Annotated in this window: 14 protein-coding genes; 3 read left to right on the forward strand and 11 right to left on the reverse strand. The window is 50.6% G+C overall.

The window, feature by feature from the left end; all coding sequences use genetic code 11:
* Window position 1 precedes the first annotated feature (1 nt).
* Entirely contained in the window at window positions 2-349 is a 348-nt protein-coding gene (gene sdhD, locus SPM24T3_RS11070; protein ID WP_009636841.1) for a succinate dehydrogenase membrane anchor subunit, read from the reverse strand.
* A 7-nt stretch (window positions 350-356) separates the two neighbouring features.
* On the reverse strand, window positions 357-746 hold the full coding sequence (gene sdhC, locus SPM24T3_RS11075) for a succinate dehydrogenase cytochrome b556 subunit (RefSeq protein ID WP_009636842.1): 390 nt from the start codon (window positions 744-746) through the stop codon (window positions 357-359).
* An 806-nt stretch (window positions 747-1552) separates the two neighbouring features.
* Here sdhC and SPM24T3_RS11080 point away from each other — a divergent pair.
* Window positions 1553-2836: a citrate synthase gene (locus SPM24T3_RS11080; RefSeq protein WP_009636843.1), complete on the forward strand. Its 1284-nt coding sequence runs from the start codon at window positions 1553-1555 to the stop codon at window positions 2834-2836.
* Window positions 2837-3015: 179 nt separating this feature from the next.
* The gene (locus SPM24T3_RS11085; RefSeq protein ID WP_009636844.1) at window positions 3016-5073 is read left to right on the forward strand and encodes a deubiquitinase SseL; all 2058 of its coding nucleotides are present in this window, start codon (window positions 3016-3018) and stop codon (window positions 5071-5073) included.
* Between the two features lie 55 nt (window positions 5074-5128).
* On the opposite strand, the gene nei is transcribed toward SPM24T3_RS11085, so the two are convergent.
* From nei to pxpB, 5 genes are all read right to left on the reverse strand, one after another.
* Window positions 5129-5923 carry an endonuclease VIII gene (nei, locus tag SPM24T3_RS11090; protein ID WP_009636845.1) on the reverse strand — a complete coding sequence of 265 codons (795 nt, stop codon included), beginning with the start codon at window positions 5921-5923 and terminating at the stop codon, window positions 5129-5131.
* Window positions 5923-6573, reverse strand: a complete 651-nt coding sequence (gene pcp, locus SPM24T3_RS11095; protein WP_009636846.1) for a pyroglutamyl-peptidase I — start codon at window positions 6571-6573, stop codon at window positions 5923-5925. The genes nei and pcp overlap by 1 nt, the downstream gene beginning before the upstream one ends.
* Before the next feature lie 115 nt (window positions 6574-6688).
* Window positions 6689-7426 carry a 5-oxoprolinase subunit PxpA gene (gene pxpA, locus SPM24T3_RS11100; RefSeq protein ID WP_009636847.1) on the reverse strand — a complete coding sequence of 246 codons (738 nt, stop codon included), beginning with the start codon at window positions 7424-7426 and terminating at the stop codon, window positions 6689-6691.
* The gene (pxpC, locus tag SPM24T3_RS11105) at window positions 7416-8345 is read right to left on the reverse strand and encodes a 5-oxoprolinase subunit PxpC (RefSeq protein ID WP_009636848.1); all 930 of its coding nucleotides are present in this window, start codon (window positions 8343-8345) and stop codon (window positions 7416-7418) included. The genes pxpA and pxpC overlap by 11 nt, the downstream gene beginning before the upstream one ends.
* On the reverse strand, window positions 8339-8995 hold the full coding sequence (pxpB, locus tag SPM24T3_RS11110; protein WP_009636849.1) for a 5-oxoprolinase subunit PxpB: 657 nt from the start codon (window positions 8993-8995) through the stop codon (window positions 8339-8341). Before pxpB ends, pxpC begins: the two co-directional genes overlap by 7 nt.
* Window positions 8996-9237: 242 nt before the next feature.
* On the opposite strand from pxpB, the gene SPM24T3_RS11115 reads away from it, so the two are divergent.
* On the forward strand, window positions 9238-10713 hold the full coding sequence (locus tag SPM24T3_RS11115) for an MFS transporter (protein ID WP_009636850.1): 1476 nt from the start codon (window positions 9238-9240) through the stop codon (window positions 10711-10713).
* A gap of 2 nt (window positions 10714-10715) precedes the next feature.
* On the opposite strand, the gene SPM24T3_RS11120 is transcribed toward SPM24T3_RS11115, so the two are convergent.
* From SPM24T3_RS11120 to SPM24T3_RS11135, 4 genes are read right to left on the reverse strand one after another with little or no spacing between them, the layout of a single operon-like run.
* Window positions 10716-11459, reverse strand: a complete 744-nt coding sequence (locus SPM24T3_RS11120) for a type 2 GTP cyclohydrolase I (protein ID WP_009636851.1) — start codon at window positions 11457-11459, stop codon at window positions 10716-10718.
* A 43-nt stretch (window positions 11460-11502) separates the two neighbouring features.
* Window positions 11503-12543 (reverse strand): MBL fold metallo-hydrolase, encoded by a 1041-nt coding sequence (locus SPM24T3_RS11125; RefSeq protein WP_009636852.1) that lies wholly within the window; start codon window positions 12541-12543, stop codon window positions 11503-11505.
* A 44-nt stretch (window positions 12544-12587) separates the two neighbouring features.
* Window positions 12588-14027, reverse strand: a complete 1440-nt coding sequence (phrB, locus tag SPM24T3_RS11130; protein ID WP_009636853.1) for a deoxyribodipyrimidine photo-lyase — start codon at window positions 14025-14027, stop codon at window positions 12588-12590.
* A gap of 33 nt (window positions 14028-14060) precedes the next feature.
* Window positions 14061-15014: a DUF523 and DUF1722 domain-containing protein gene (locus SPM24T3_RS11135; RefSeq protein WP_009636854.1), complete on the reverse strand. Its 954-nt coding sequence runs from the start codon at window positions 15012-15014 to the stop codon at window positions 14061-14063.
* Window positions 15015-15178 lie beyond the last annotated feature (164 nt).

Below are 15178 nucleotides of genomic sequence, written 5' to 3' on the forward strand. Positions count from 1 at the left end.
ACTACGCTCCCCACACAACTATTGTTCCATAAAGTAGATAAACCACCAGCGTGACGACGATGGCGAGTTGAAGCACCAGACGTACTGCCAGGTTTTTGACATAGTCAGTTAACACCTGCCACATCCCGATCCAGGCGTGAACCAGAATCGACAGTAATGTCAGCAAGGTGAATACTTTAGTAATGGAAGAGGCAAAGAAGCCGTGCCAGACTTCGAAATTAATGTCTCGGGCCATAATTACAAAGCCCAATATATAGATGATGTAGAGAGTGATAACGATAGCTGAAGCACGCACCAGCAGCCAGTCATGAACGCCATTACGTCCCAATGCAGAAACATTGTTAACCATACTTTATTTACCCTACGAAGACGGCAGCAAGAATTGACAACAGCACGGTAATACCGATGGCGATGTATGCCGACAGTTTACCGACAGCCAAACTCTCTTCGATGACACCAAAGTCCATCAGCAGGTGGCGAATACCGCCGCATACGTGATAGGCCAAGGCGGTGAGTATTCCCCAGAATATGAACTTGACGAAGAAGCTGTTCATAATTGCGGCAGCGTGCGCGAATCCTTCCGGGGAGGAAAGAGACGTACCAAGCAACCAAAGGAGGATACCAACTGCAACGAAGGTTATTACGCCGGAGACGCGGTGTAAGATGGACGCTATCGCAGTAACGGGAAACCGGATCGTTTGCAGATCCAGATTGACAGGTCTTTGTTTTTTCACGGTTTTGCCCACACAGCCCTTAGAGCCTGTTCATAAACATCCTGCGGGGTACAGCAAAGCAAAAAAAGCGGCAAAGCCGGTTTACACATTGACTCAGTAAAGGGGCATTTTGTGCTTGTTTTAACACAGCGGACCGAGCGCAGTACATCTTGAATGGCGCTTATTATTTTCCATCCTCCGGCCTGGGCGGAAATCAGACAGCGTTAAGAGCCAAGGGCCCTTCACGTCACGCGCTCAAACATCGACATCCACTGTGCTTAAACGGCGCGTTCTATTTAACGCTGGGTGCTCCTACTACAGGGTGTTCCGGAGACCTTGGAGGAGTATAGGATGATCACATTCCTATTACAATTCCCCTACAAAATGTTTGGTCACTTTTCTGCGAAACAGTGATTTGTGTCGCATTTCTCATATTATACACAAAATAAATTATCTTGTTTGACACTGTGCTAACATTTCTATTACAAATAGTTCATGGTTCACTCCTATGACTCACCTCAGATCAACACATACACTTCCCTGCGACGCTGACTTGTGCAAAAGTGTAGCATCTGTATGCCCTCATACTTGTCGTAGGTATTGAGCAAAGATATCGAATCAATAACAACGATGAAACGCCGCCTGTCCGCCAGAAGCTGCGCAGTGGCAGTAAAACGGCTTTACCCTAAGCTTAGTAGGCTTTTTGCAACGAGTAAGCGGGGTAACAGTCACAAATTATAACGGCGGAGTAATGATCCACACGCAGTACCGGGTTCTGCAACCAGACCAAGGACAGAGTTGTTAGAGATTATTAAAATAAGGCGCTAAGGAGACTGTAAATGGCTGATAAGAAAGCGACACTTACCCTACAAGGTCATGATCCTATTGAACTTGATGTGCTATCCGGCACGCTGGGTCAAGACGAGATTGATATACGCCCGCTAGGTTCCAAAGGTTTTTTCACCTTTGACCCAGGCTTTACCTCTACCGCATCCTGCGAATCCAAAATCACTTTCATTGACGGCGACGAAGGCATCTTGCTTCACCGTGGATTCCCGATTGACCAGTTGGCAACGGAATCAAACTATCTGGAAGTGTGTTATCTGCTGTTGCACGGTGAGCCACCAACGCAGAAACAGTACGAGGAATTCAAAACTACCGTTACGCGCCACAGCATGATCCACGAACAGATCACCCGTCTGTTCCACGGTTTTCGCCGCGACTCGCACCCAATGGCAGTTCTTTGTGGCGTGACCGGCGCGCTGGCCGCGTTTTATCATGACTCTATTGACGTCGAAAACGAGCGCCATCGCGAGATTGCCGCTTTCCGTCTGCTGTCAAAAATGCCGACCGTTGCTGCAATGTGCTACAAATATTCCATTGGGCAACCGTTTGTTTATCCGAAGAATGATCTGTCGTATGCCGGTAACTTCCTGCACATGATGTTTGCAACACCGTGCGAAGAATACGTGGTAAATCCTGTGCTTGAAAAAGCCATGGACCGCATCCTCATTCTGCATGCAGATCACGAGCAAAACGCCTCAACCTCTACCGTGCGTACTGCTGGTTCTTCTGGTGCCAACCCATTTGCCTGTATTGCGGCGGGTATTGCTTCGCTTTGGGGACCGGCACACGGTGGTGCCAACGAAGCCTGCCTGAAAATGCTTGAAGAGATCAGCACTGTTGACCACATTCCTGAATTTGTACGCCGCGCGAAGGATAAAAACGATTCCTTCCGCCTGATGGGCTTTGGCCATCGCGTGTATAAAAACTACGATCCGCGTGCAACAGTAATGCGTGAAACCTGCCACGCCGTGCTTGAAGAACTGAATATGAAGGATGACCTGCTAGAAGTCGCTATGCAGTTGGAGCACATCGCGCTCAACGACCCGTACTTCATTGAACGCAAACTTTATCCAAATGTCGATTTCTATTCTGGCATCATTCTGAAAGCCATGGGAATTCCTTCTTCCATGTTTACGGTTATCTTCGCGATGGCGCGTACCGTTGGCTGGATTGCCCACTGGAACGAAATGCACGACGATGGCATTAAAATTGCCCGTCCACGTCAGCTGTATACCGGCTATGCTAGGCGTGAATTTAAATCTGAAGTTAAAAAATAATTAATTTTTGATTGCACAAGCCCTGTGAAAGCTGGATTTTTGGCAAGTAACAGGGCTTTTTTTATGGAAAATTTAAAGAAGTATTTTATTAACCGACAAGGATAAATCAGCGATATTTGCTACCTGTGAAAAGAGAGAAGCCGTCATACTAGGGCATTCCATCATCCAGGGTTTTAGTAATGAAAATCAGCTATGCACATGCGCAAAAATTACACGAAGTAGAACAGTCAGCCAAGCGTGAACTCACCAGGCAACGGATAGAAAAATATAATTCTCTCTGCGGCGTAAATTCTTCAAATAAAACACCAAACTCAAACTCCACGGCCACCACACGGCCTATTAATGCTGGTAACATCAGGACTATAACGCCTGAGCCGACGAATAATTTAAGGGAAAATATTCAACAAGTCGTGGTGAGTAATCCAGAAGTTAACTCAAGATTACCAAATAGCAATTTTTTTAGAGAAACGCCAACTGAATTCCCAAGTAATACCTCACTGGATGAATCGATTGACTCCGCGTTGGGTAGCTTGCCCAGCTCCATAAATGAAAATGAAAGTTTGCATTTAAGGAGAGCGCCAATTAATAGCGAAATTGAAAGCTTATTTGACTCTTCTAATGAAAATGAACTTTCGGCAGTAATTGATCCTTTTAGTGATTCTCCAAACGAGAATTTGTCAGGGAATGCTGATGATTATGAAATACCTAACGCTTCCCCTCCTCCTTCTTATGAAGAGGCGATGAGATCATCGCAGAATGTTAATGAAAATGACGCATTCGACCCACTGGCGCCTGATAATGTTTACGAGGAAATTGCCGGCTTGGCGGAGTCTTCTAATGAACATGAGACGTTAAACGTTGATGAACCTCCTGTTTATGAAGACGCTCTGAGTTTGATGTCTTTTGAAGCTCCTGAGGGATCAGTCTTTGATGAAGGCCCCGAGATCTTGGCACGGCCTTTTAATGAGCAGAGCATACCAGACACAGAGCCACTTCCTGACTATGACGAGCAGCCGGATGTTGCCAATCCTGCAGTGAGTCTGCCGCTTACAAATACCGTATCAAATCTCAACTCTTATCAGCGGCACGTTGCACGACAAGAAAGTTCATCAGTTTCGAATCTAAAACTACCCGACCTAGAATGGCGTGCTGTAAGCAACGATCCATCATCAAATGATGCCATTGATATGCTCTTTACCTATGCTTGCGGCGGTTTACATATCAATGAAGTTGAAAATACAAATATAAATGACAAGAATGCTAAACGAGCCGAATCTTTCCTTTTCAATTTATTTACAGGGAAAAAATTCTGTGCGAACCAGCTTGAGATGCAGAAAACATTGGAAGATAAAAGCTTAGATTTATTCGAGCTTGTTGAAGAACAAAATAGACTTCACGGTGACAACATTGCGGAATATTGGGTTATCCCTACTAAATTACTTATTATCGCCGGATTTAAATCACCCTATGGAGACGAGGACCATCGCCCCAATGTTTCTAAAAAATTAAATCAAAACATCGCTTTTAACGCCATCTTTGAAAGTAATGCAGAAACTGTTGCCCCACTGGCAGGTGATAACGCCTCCGAAGCTAGAGCAGAGAACGCCGCGAATATTGCCGACAAGGAGCTATTTTTAACCAATCGATATATCCATGCAGCGGAATTAGATGCCTTTTCGAAAAAGCTAAATGCCGACTATCCGAATCCCAACATAAAATTCCACGAAGCACGTGAAATTAAAATAACCAATTCCAATGGAATAAATGAGCCAATTTTTGATAATTTACTAACACGCAGTTTCATCAATAATTCGGCTAGAGATTTCACAGCTAACTTCGCCCCGATTCTTTTAAACGACCACTGGTATCTGTTTGGCACTTACTATGACCAAAATGGAATTAAATCAGCCTTGATATTTGACAGCCAAGCCAAAGTTAACAGTGAACAAACAAAAGGTTATTTTGATAAGCTCGCAGAAGAGTGTGGAGTCATAGGGGATATGCCGCCTATTAGCGAGGAACTACAAGGCAATGTCCCTAACGGTTGCGGGTTATTCGTCGCTAAAGCGATGGAAAATCTGGCTGCAGCAAATAACGATAAATACGCCCTGACTTTAAGGAACTGGACTCGCGCATTTGAGTTGGAATCAGAAGAGTATCAGCAGTTATTTAACCGCCAGGGAAGAGCCGAACTTATCAATACTCTTGGAGACGCACTGGTACAGCAGTTAAATTGAGTTTGAAACAAACGGCAATTGTCGAACCTGTATGTTGCAAGGTAACAGGGGTATTTCACCCCTGACATCCAGGACAATAAAAGAACGGCCGTGTAGAAACGCTGGTTTTCACAATCGTTTCACCACAACGTTCGCAGGACTTGCCTTCTCGAGCAAAGACCTTGAAGCGGAACATGGCGCCGTGATGCACGTTTTCGTCCATAGTGCCGCGCATGGCGTAGGAATGGCGAGCAATCGACAAGCAAGCATCGGCAAGCGAGTCCAGTTGGCTTTCGCTCAGATCTGACGGCCTGTGCGACGGCAACAGCTCCGCCAGCCAGAGGATTTCTGCACGCAAATAGTTGCCCAGTCCAGCAAGAAAAGCCTGATCGAGCAGCATACCGCCCAACTGGCGATTACAAAAACGCTTAGACATCAGGCGTGATTTTACCTGCTCGGGGGTAAGCTTCTCGTCCAGCACATCGGGTCCGATACGCTGCAAGAAAGGATGCTGATAAACTTCCTCCGTGGGCCAAATTTCAATATCCGAGGCGCTGTACAGCAAAATTGCGCTGTCCGGTGTGGCAATTTTTACCCGAAGGGATCGCTTGCCGTGATCAATCACGTCACCGGGGTTAAATACCCGCCAGATACCGTACAGCTGGTTGTGGCTATACAACGTCAGGTCGTTACTAAAATGGGTCAATAAAGCTTTGCCACGGGTTTCAATGGCCTTGACCCGCTGACCAATCAAGGCTGGCTGATAAGGCTGCAGCTTTGGAAATGCAAACCAGACATCGGTAAGTGGCTTATCCACGACGGCTTGTTCAAGCTGATCCGCTGCCCGGCGGATTTCTGGACCTTCAGGCATTAATGTGTTGCTCCTTCCGCTACTGCTAAATCTTGTTCAGTATGTAAAGTGATTGCTATTGTCAATTCAAGAGCTTCCAGCAATGTTTTTTCCGACATACTGGCGCTGCCGGGATGCAACGCCGCCTGCTCGGGTAAATAAGGCACGTGGATAAAACCGCCCTTTTCTATCTTGCTGTCAACTTGTGCCATACGATGCAGCAGGCCGTACATTACGTGATTGCAAACATAGGTACCCGCCGTTTGCGATACAGAAGCCGGTATTCCCGCTTCGCGCAGCCCGTTGACCAGCGCCTTGATCGGCAGGCGTGAGAAATAGGCTGCCGGTCCATCAGCGACAATCGGCTGGTCTATCGGCTGTTGACCGTCATTATCGGGAATGCGCGCATCGTCAACGTTTATCCCAATACGTTCAATGCTGAAATCGGTGCGGCCACCGGCCTGCCCTACACAAATCACCATCAGCGGATCAACCTCATCGATCGCCTTGTTCAACGCTTTGATTGCCTTACCAAATACACACGGCAACTGACGTACGGCAAGGCTTACGCCTGATATTTGCAGATCTTTCAATTTACTGACCACTTCCCAGGAAGGGTTGACGCGTTCGCCACCAAAGGGCTCGAAACCGGTTACTAGAACTTTACGCATTAATATTCCTCAGGCGCAGAGATGGAGATGCGCGAAGTGTTTTAACTGCCACGACGACTCAATATCTTAAAGCCGCGTGGCTCAGTTTCGGTGTTTATGGTCTTGGCAACTGCGATTAACCCGCGTTTACCTGGATATTTTTCTCGGTGAAAGCCGCGCGCAGGCTGCGAGCAAAGGCTAACGCGTGTGCGCCGTCGCCGTGCAGGCAAACAGTATCGGCCTGAACCGGGACTTTAACGCCGTCTCGGCTGACGACCTGTTGGTCGAGAATCATGCTCAACGTTTGCTCAAGGGCCAGCTCATCAGTTTCAATCATCGCATCAGGCTGACTGCGCGGAACCAGATTGCCATTACTTTGATAGCGACGATCGGCGAAAACTTCCTGACGCGTTTGCAGTCCCAGTCGCTCACCGGCGCGGATGAGTTCACTGCCCGCCAGCCCGACCAATTTTAGAGAAGCATCGACATCACGTACCGCTCTGGCAATCGCGTCAGACAAAGCCGGGTCAGTCGCTGCCTGGTTGTAGAGCATACCGTGCGGCTTGACGTGAACCATTTTGCCACCCTCGGCGCGGGCAATTGCCGCCAGAGCGCCAAGCTGATAAACCACCTGCGCGTACACGGTTTCCGGCGGCAGCTGCATCGCCGTGCGGCCAAAGTTTTCCCGATCCGGGAAGCTGGGATGCGCGCCAATTGCCACGCCGTATTGAACTGCCCAGCGCACAGATTGGCGCATGGTTTCAGCATCGCCAGCGTGGAAACCGCAGGCGATATTGGCGGAACTGACCAGCTGCAACAGAGCTTCGTCGTTTTCGCAGCCTTCGCCCAAATCTGCATTTAAATCAACGTTCATGCAATCCCCACTTAATTTGTTCAATGAAGCGATTTTGCTCTTTGTTGGCAAACAACGCTTCCTCCAGCGAGCATTTCACAAAATGAACCGGCATGCCGAGACGGATCTGCGCCAGATTATAAAGATCGGCTTCGATCACGCACGCGATACGCGGATAACCGCCGGTAGTCTGTGCATCGGCCATTAACACGATAGGCTGGCCACCGTGGGGAACCTGCACTACACCAGGCACCAAACCGTGCGACAGCATTTCTCGATGAGTGTTACGTTTAAGTTCATGGCCGTGCAAACGATAGCCCATACGGTTACTTTGCGGGCTTAACTGCCAAGCTGTGCGCCAAAAAGAATCACGCGCATCGTCGCTGAATTCATCGTATTCAGGTCCTGGAATGGCACGAATACGGTTACCAAACAGCAGCTGTTTAACGCCAATGGATTTTTTCGGCAGATTTTTAGTTTTCCCGGCGGTTAAAACATCGCCGTCTTTCAAGGCTCGGCCTTCAAAACCACCAAACCCGGCCTTAAGATCGGTACTGCGTGAATCGAGTACCACGGGTACGTTAATTCCTCCCGCTACCGCCAGATAGCTGCGCATCCCACGAATGGGCGTTTTCAGGCTCAATACCTGCCCTGGTTTTACCGGATAGCACCAACCGGTCCACACAGATTCACCGTCGAGGGTGGCATGGCTGCCCGCACCAGTCAGGGCAATCCAGCCTTTTTTAGTGAACTCAACGCTGAACTGACCCAAGGTAATTTCAATACCCGCGGCGTTTTCTTCGTTGCCCACCAGCAGATTGCCGATACGCAGCGCAGGTGCATCAAAGGCCCCTGATTGGCTGACGCCGAGCTGGCGATAGCCATCGCGCCCCAAATCCTGTACCGAGGTTAGCATCCCGGCACGTAAAATCTTTAACATACGCCCTCCTTCTGAGGCACAAAGCGTACCCGATCCCCGGGGCGTAATAGAGTCGGTAAGCGGCTGTCGGGATCAAACATCGACAGCGGCGTATGGCCGATAAGCTGCCAACCACCGGGGGTAATCAACGGGTAGATGCCGGTTTGGCCGCCACCGATACCCACTGTTCCTGCAGGTACGCTCAAACGAGGTTCAGAATGGCGTGGGGTGGCCAGCACGTCGGGCATGCCGCCGAGGTAAGGGAATCCGGGCTGAAAACCGAGAAAATAGACGATGTACTCCGCGCCGCTGTGGCATTCGACTACCTGACTTGGGGTCATGCCGGTATGGCTGGCGACGCCGGAGAGATCGGGGCCGCCTTTTCCACCATAAACCACCGGAATTTCAATGAGTCGCGATTCCGGCTCAAAAGAGTTGCTGTCGTGCCACCAGCTTTGCAGGCGCTCAACGGCCTGTGCGGCGTAAGTCTGTGGTTCAGTCAGTAAGACGGTTAAATTATTCATACCTGGAATGACTTCTTTAACGCCGGGGAAGTCCACCACGCGTTGAGCCAGTCCCCAGATTCGCTGCTGGTTCGCCAATGACACCGGAGGCTCCAGTTCGAGAACGACCGCGCGTTCCCCTAACAAGTAACATCGTGCTGGTTGCACTTGATAACTCCTAAGCCACAGAATTAATAGAATTAGAATGATGATACAGTTAAAGATAACGTTATTTATACAACAGTTACAGACCCTACGTGCCACCTGAAAAACTTAACTTCTCGATGGTCAGGGGCTGAACTGCTAGGCTGTATGGCAAAGACCGCCTGTGTGTCTTATGTTTCTGCAAAACCCTGCCTGCCCGGAAGGCGTTGAAAAGCAGTGTGTTGCCTCAATGAAAGGAAGAAACAGTGAAAAAGACCTTTGGCGTTTTTTTTCCGCTCTATACCACCACATTACTGATGCTGCTTGGTTCAGGGCTTCTCACCACCTACGTCTCTCTTCGCCTAAGCGCCATTCACGTTAGCGGCGCGATGATTGGTGCGATTATTGCTGCCAACTATATTGGTCTGGTGATCGGCGGCAAGGTTGGCCACTTTTTGATTGCCCGCGTCGGGCATATCCGCGCCTATGTCTCCTGCTCGGGGATCATCACCGCCGCCGTGATAGGCCATGGACTGACCGAAATCATCCCCGTTTGGGTCGTGCTGCGATTAATTATCGGCCTGTGCATGATGTGCCAATATATGGTGCTGGAAAGCTGGCTCAACGATCAGTCGGACTCCAGCCAGCGCGGCGTGGTGTTCGGCTTTTATATGGCGGCGTCGTATCTCGGCATGGCTCTTGGCCAGGTTGTTTTGATGCTGCAAACCGATCTGGGGATGAGCACACTGTTGGTGATTGCCCTGTGTTTCGCACTCTGTTTAGTACCGATTGCGCTGACTACCCGCACCAAGGTCGGCCACATGTCGCCTGCGCCGATGGAGCTCAAGTATTTTATAGGCGCGATCCCCAAGGTGCTGGCGATTACGCTGGTAATTGGCATGATCGTTGGCTCGTTCTACGGCATGGCTCCGCTATACGCAAACCAGCAGGGTCTGACTACTCAACAGACGGGCCTGTTTATGGCGCTGGCGATATTTGCCGGTCTGGTGGCACAGTTTCCGCTGAGCTGGTTGTCCGACCGCTATAACCGTAATCTGCTGATGCGCATCAACGCCCTGCTGCTGGCGGTTGCAGCCCTGCCGCTGGCTATCTTCACTCACATTTCGTTCCCGTTGCTGCTCACCGTCGGTTTTATGGTTAGCCTGATGCAATTTACGCTTTATCCGCTGATTGTCGCGCTGGCCAATGACATGATTGAACCCGAGCGCCGGGTTTCACTGTCCGCGTGTTTGTTGATGGCTTTCGGCGTCGGGGCCTGTATCGGGCCACTGGCAGTTGGCGCGCTGATTGAGCCGCTGGGTGGCAATATTCTTTATGCCTTTTTCGCTCTCTGCGGTGCGGCAATCGTTGCCCTGAGTCGCAGCTCGGCGACGGAACAGCTGACGCAGATGGCGGAAGATGCACCCGTGCCGCACATCGCTATGCCCGACAGCCTGAGCAGTTCCCCGCTGTCGCCTGCGCTAAATCCCAATATTGACGAGCAGATGATCCAGGATCAGATGCCAGCGCCGGAAACTGCCGAGCAAAGCGAGCCTGAGACTGAAGCGGAAAACGAGTTGGAAACTCGCCCACAGGGCGCAGATCCTGATGCAGATACCGGCTTGCAGCGGGCGTTTATCCTGCTTGAAGACAGTGAGTTTCCGCCGACCCAACAGCCGCTGGAGCAAGAAGAAGACGAGGCAGATGCTGTGCCACCCAAAGTCGCACAGCAGGGTCGATAAGTTTAGGCCGGGTTATCAACATCAATAAAGGTAACATCTAAACCATGCTCTGCGGCGAGCCATTCGCCCAGAGCTTTCACGCCGTAGCGTTCGCTGGCGTGATGACCGGCAGCAAAAAAGTGCAGCCCCATTTCACGAGCAATATGAATCGTCTGTTCAGACACTTCCCCGGTGATAAACGCATCAACGCCAAAATCGGCAGCCTGTTGAATAAAGCCCTGGCCGCCTCCGGTACACCATGCCACCCGACGAATTTCTCGCGGCCCACCCTCGGAACTGTGCAAAACCTTGCGACCAAGCTGTTGCTCGATTTTCTGGTGGAAAGCTTCGGCGGGCACGGCAGCCGGCAGTTCCCCGTAAGGGACCAACGGCATGATTTCACCCAGCACGTTGATCCCCAACAGGCGGGCTAGCTGCGCATTGTTACCTAACTCGGGGTGAGCGTCTAACGGCAGGTGGTAACCATACAAATTAATATCGTTTAGCAGCAGGGTTTTCAAACGGTTGCGTTTCATGCCACGCACCGCCGCCGGTTCATTTTTCCAGAAATAGCCATGGTGAACGATAATAGTGTCCGCACCGTGTTGAACGGCTGCGTCCAGCAGTTTCTGGCTTGCGGTAACGCCGGTTACAATTCGCTTAACCTCCGTGCCGCCTTCAACCTGTAGGCCATTCGGCGCATAATCCTTGAAGGTGTCCACGGCCAGCTTCAGGTCGATTAATTTTTCTAGTTCAATATTGTTCATCACTTTCTTCCAATTTGTCAGGCGGAAAACTCGCGCCAGACGATTAAAACGTTTGGCTATCGCCCTGCTGCATAAAGATAAAGTTTACGCCGAGCTGATTACCCTGTTCAAGCTGGCGGATAATGTCGGCTCGAGGGTCTGCACCGGCGGTCAGGCTCGGTTTGATATGGCTGATCACCACTTTCAGGCCTTTCAAAGAACCTTCTCCACCCGCGTACTGCTGCAGATGCGCCAGCTCGCCGAGCAGCAATGTCGGGGTCAGATGCCCGAACAGCTGCTTATCGGGAATACCATTGGGGTAAGAAGTTTCAATAATAATGCCTTTCAGCCGGTGCTGTTTAACCTCTTCACCGAGCACGCGCCAGATAGCATTCAAGTCTTGGGATTTCTCCAGCTTATCGGCCCCGGTATCACCAAAGAAGGCAAAAGATTCCTGCTGTTGCGCGGTGGCTGCGGTGCTGACAAGCAGCATCGACGAACCCACGCCACCGTGACTGAGCGGATATATCACGCCGTTCAGCCCAACGTTGGCCAATGAAAAACGCTGACCGAACCGCTGTGCATTGAGACGATAAGTCCCCAGACGCTGGCCGCTGCCGGAGTCGCTGAAATTCGGCCATACTTTCCAGTTAAAATAGTATTGGCGCAGGGTATTAATGGTCTCGGTCGAGCCGTAAATGGGTTTTTTACTGTCCTGCGGCGAGGAGATGATTAAGCCAGCGAGATGGTCAAGGTGGCCATGGCTGATAAAATAACCGCTGATTAGATTACGGAAAACCGCGCCCTGTGGCGTGAGCGGCGCGGAGTTGGCTGCGTTGACTTGAGGAAAGCTGCCTTTCTCCAACGCCTTGCTGATGCCGGGTAAAACAGAACCGGCATCCAGCGCCAGAAATTGCTTCTGCGATTCGTCGCGCAGAAGATAAGAGGTGAGATTGCCCTCCTCGACGCCGCCGTGAACTCCCAGGGCGACGACTTGAAAACCAGCGCTGGCGCTACTGGCCCAGCCTAATCCGACAGCTAAAACGCCTGCCCTTAAGTATCGATTTGCTAAAAAAGGGGCCGTATTCCGGGATTTTTGCGTCATCACATCGCTCCATGCAGTGCTGAAAGGCAATCAAGGCGGGAGCCTTAATCCTCTGCCTGAGCACGACTCTTGGCTGCCTCGAAGGCTGCCAGCGTATCCTTGCGCGCTCGGGCGTGATCGATAATCGGATGAGGATAGTCTATCACGCGCCGGTGCTTCTCGGCCCATCGATGTGGCTGGTGAATATCTTTCTCCGGCACCTCGGCAAGCTCCGGCACCCAGGCCTTGATAAACTTGCCTTGCTTGTCGAATCGCTCGCCCTGCGTGGTGGGATTAAAAATGCGAAAATAAGGTGCGGAATCAGTACCGGTAGACGCACTCCACTGCCAGCCGCCATTATTGGCCGCCAGATCGCCATCCAGCAACTGCGACATAAAATAGCGTTCGCCGTGACGCCAGTCGATCAGCAGATCTTTTACCAGAAAACTGGAGACGATCATTCGCAGACGATTATGCATCCAGCCGGTGGCATTTAGCTGACGCATCGCTGCATCAACGATCGGATAGCCCGTTTTACCCTGCTGCCAGGCCTTCAAATCATCGGGTGCATCACGCCAGCGCACACCCTTTGTCCATTCAACAAACGGCTGATGCTTGCACAATGATGGCCAGGTCGCCAGCAGATGGCGGTAGAATTCGCGCCAAACCAGTTCGTTTAACCAACCAAAAGCACCCCCGTCTGTTTTCTCTAAAAGATGAGGATGTTCGGTACGCAGGCGATTGAAACACTGTCGCGGTGAGATGACGCCAATCGCCAGATAGGGAGACAGCGTGCTGGTGCCGTCAATCGCGGGTAAATCTCGCTGTTCGATGTAATCTTCAACATTTTCGCGGCAAAATCGTCGCAAACGATCACGAGCGGCCTCTTCGCCAATCGGAAAATCATCGCCAATATCCTGCTGAGGATAGTCAAAAGGTTCTATCTTGTCGTCGTGGGCTTTATGCGCTTTTTTGCGCGCGTGCGGAGCTGGCAAGGAGCGGCTGTCTGATTCGTTCAGGCGTTGCAGAAAAGCACGGCGAAACGGCGTGTAAACCTTATACATTTCACCGCTGCCGGTGGTCACCGAACCGGGTGGCAACAACAGACTGTCGTCAAAACGCTGAATTTGCAGTTTGGCAGACAGGGATTTATCGACCTCGGCGTCACGCTCGACCTCGTTAATCTCCACCTGATTATTATAATAAAGGGTGTCAACCTGCTGTTCTTCAGTGAATTTTTTTAGCCAGTTTATGCTGTCGGAAAACAGGTCGCACTGATGGTAATACAGTGGGATGCCGCGCTCTTTGAGCATCTCCTGCAAAGCCAGCAGATGCTGATAGATAAACGTGGCCTGACGAGGGGCCATATCATGGCGGTGCCACTGCTTGGGAGTGGCAATGAAAACGGCAATCACTTTGGCGTCTACATCTTCGCAGGCGGCGGACAGCGCGCGGTTATCAGTGACGCGTAAATCGTTACGAAACCAGACCAGGTGGGTGGTCATAACAAAATAATCCTTATACTTTTAATCACAATCTCAATGCCCATAGCGCAGGCGTAGGGCCTCGGGATAAGGTTCGAAATAGCGCTGCTGCTGTAAATAGGCATCGGGATATTCATGCATGTAATGTTTTAGCAGTGTGATCGGTGCCAGCAGCGGTTGCATCCCCTGCCGATAATGGTCGATCAACTGTGCCAATTCCTGTCGCTGCCCGCTGGTCAGCTGTTTGCGGAAATAGCCCTGGACGTGCATCAACACGTTGGTGTGGTTGCGCCGTGTTGCCTTGTGAGTCATCAGGGTCATCAACCGATTGCGATATTCGATAAAATATTCTTCCAGTGAAGACCATTTATCCATTGATGCCACAAAGCGCCCGAGGTCGCGATATTCAGGTTGGGAATGCGCCAGCAAAGAAAGCTTGTAACGGCTATGAAATGCCATCAGTTTTCCGCGCGTCAAACCGGACTGGCGAAGCATCTTAAGCTCATAAAGCGCAAAAACTCGCTCGACAAAATTCTCACGCAGCACAGGATCGTTAAGGCGTCCGTCTTCTTCAATCGGCAACCACGGCAGTTGTTTTTGCAGCTCGGCGGTATAAATCCCCACCCCGCTTTTACTGTTGTCTTTGCTGTTTTCGCGATAAACACGCACCCGCTCCATGCCGCAGCTTGGGGACTTGGCGCAAAGAATATAACCGCAGAGGTGTTCGAGCGCGGCTACCCGCTGCTCGGAATACTGTTGCATTTTATCGGTAATATCGACGTCGGCATCATTGCTGAACTGCATGCGGATGCTATCACTCGTTTGTACCAGTCGCAGTGCGGGGCGAGGAGTGGGTAAGCCAATCGCCATTTCCGGGCAGACAGGTTCGAAGCGAACATAAGGAGCTAACTGCTCAACGGCAAAGGCCAGCCGTTTATGCCCACCGTCAAAACGAACCTTTTCTCCCAGCAGGCAGGCGCTGATCCCAATCGGAATTTGTTCACTCATTTGCGACTCCTGGCGGTTTTGCATTCCATGGCGCAGCAAAATCCTGCAGCGCCCTGATTAAACCTATACAAAAAAAATCAATTGTACAAGTTTACTCGCAAAGCAGAGACAAAAAAACCAGCCGATTATCTGGCTGGTTTATGTTGTTTTTATGCCATCTCAAA

Source organism: Serratia sp. M24T3 (assembly GCF_000257645.1).
Classification (GTDB): Bacteria; Pseudomonadota; Gammaproteobacteria; order Enterobacterales; family Enterobacteriaceae; genus Rouxiella.

Bases quoted from the DNA above. Each gene is read 5' to 3' on its own strand.
- sdhD (WP_009636841.1), bottom strand. From the start codon at position 349: ATGGTTAACAATGTTTCTGCATTGGGACGTAATGGCGTTCATGACTGG.
- SPM24T3_RS11080 (WP_009636843.1), top strand. From the start codon at position 1,553: ATGGCTGATAAGAAAGCGACACTTACCCTACAAGGTCATGATCCTATT.
- SPM24T3_RS11085 (WP_009636844.1), top strand. From the start codon at position 3,016: ATGAAAATCAGCTATGCACATGCGCAAAAATTACACGAAGTAGAACAG.
- nei (WP_009636845.1), bottom strand. From the start codon at position 5,923: ATGCCTGAAGGTCCAGAAATCCGCCGGGCAGCGGATCAGCTTGAACAA.
- pcp (WP_009636846.1), bottom strand. From the start codon at position 6,573: ATGCGTAAAGTTCTAGTAACCGGTTTCGAGCCCTTTGGTGGCGAACGC.
- pxpA (WP_009636847.1), bottom strand. From the start codon at position 7,426: ATGAACGTTGATTTAAATGCAGATTTGGGCGAAGGCTGCGAAAACGAC.
- pxpC (WP_009636848.1), bottom strand. From the start codon at position 8,345: ATGTTAAAGATTTTACGTGCCGGGATGCTAACCTCGGTACAGGATTTG.
- SPM24T3_RS11120 (WP_009636851.1), bottom strand. From the start codon at position 11,459: ATGAACAATATTGAACTAGAAAAATTAATCGACCTGAAGCTGGCCGTG.
- SPM24T3_RS11125 (WP_009636852.1), bottom strand. From the start codon at position 12,543: ATGACGCAAAAATCCCGGAATACGGCCCCTTTTTTAGCAAATCGATAC.
- phrB (WP_009636853.1), bottom strand. From the start codon at position 14,027: ATGACCACCCACCTGGTCTGGTTTCGTAACGATTTACGCGTCACTGAT.
- SPM24T3_RS11135 (WP_009636854.1), bottom strand. From the start codon at position 15,014: ATGAGTGAACAAATTCCGATTGGGATCAGCGCCTGCCTGCTGGGAGAA.